The 394-nt window shown below is 36.8% G+C and carries 1 protein-coding gene; it reads left to right on the top strand.

Features of this window, described 5'->3' with window-relative positions; all coding sequences use genetic code 11:
* The first annotated feature begins 91 nt into the window (after positions 1-91).
* Positions 92-292 carry a hypothetical protein gene (locus CWB72_RS19835; protein WP_138635053.1) on the top strand — a complete coding sequence of 67 codons (201 nt, stop codon included), beginning with the start codon at positions 92-94 and terminating at the stop codon, positions 290-292.
* The last annotated feature ends 102 nt before the right edge of the window (positions 293-394 follow it).

Here is a 394-nt window from a genome sequence, read left to right as displayed (position 1 = left end):
TAGGCTTGCGCTCCTTCGTCCCTTATTTTAGCCAACTATTTTTCGCCGTTTATTAAGGCGTTATGTTTAAATCAAAGGGAACTGTTAGTACATGTCTGAACAATCAAAAAAAGAAAAAGAGCACTTCCACTTAGTTGTTGGATTGATCTTCCTAGGAGTTATCGCTTTTGCTTTTATTGAGCCTTTTACATCGGCAGGTCAATTAGAAAGTAATACTAAAGTTGCAATCAAAGAATGTGGTGATGGGAATATTAAATCTGTAACAACCAGTTCATTTACCTGCAAGAATTAAACATAACAAGGCAAATCAAAAAGGGCGGACAAAAACCAGTTGGCTTTGTTCGTTCCTCACAAGTTTAGCCAACTAATTTTTGCCGTTTATTTGCGGCGTTAT

Origin of the sequence: Pseudoalteromonas phenolica (assembly GCF_005886345.1) — a bacterium.
Lineage (GTDB): Bacteria > Pseudomonadota > Gammaproteobacteria > Enterobacterales > Alteromonadaceae > Pseudoalteromonas > Pseudoalteromonas phenolica_A.
This window is presented reverse-complemented; position numbering and strand designations above follow the sequence as displayed.

Excerpts from the sequence above, each read along its gene's own strand:
- CWB72_RS19835 (WP_138635053.1), top strand. The coding sequence starts at position 92 with ATGTCTGAACAATCAAAAAAAGAAAAAGAGCACTTCCACTTAGTTGTT.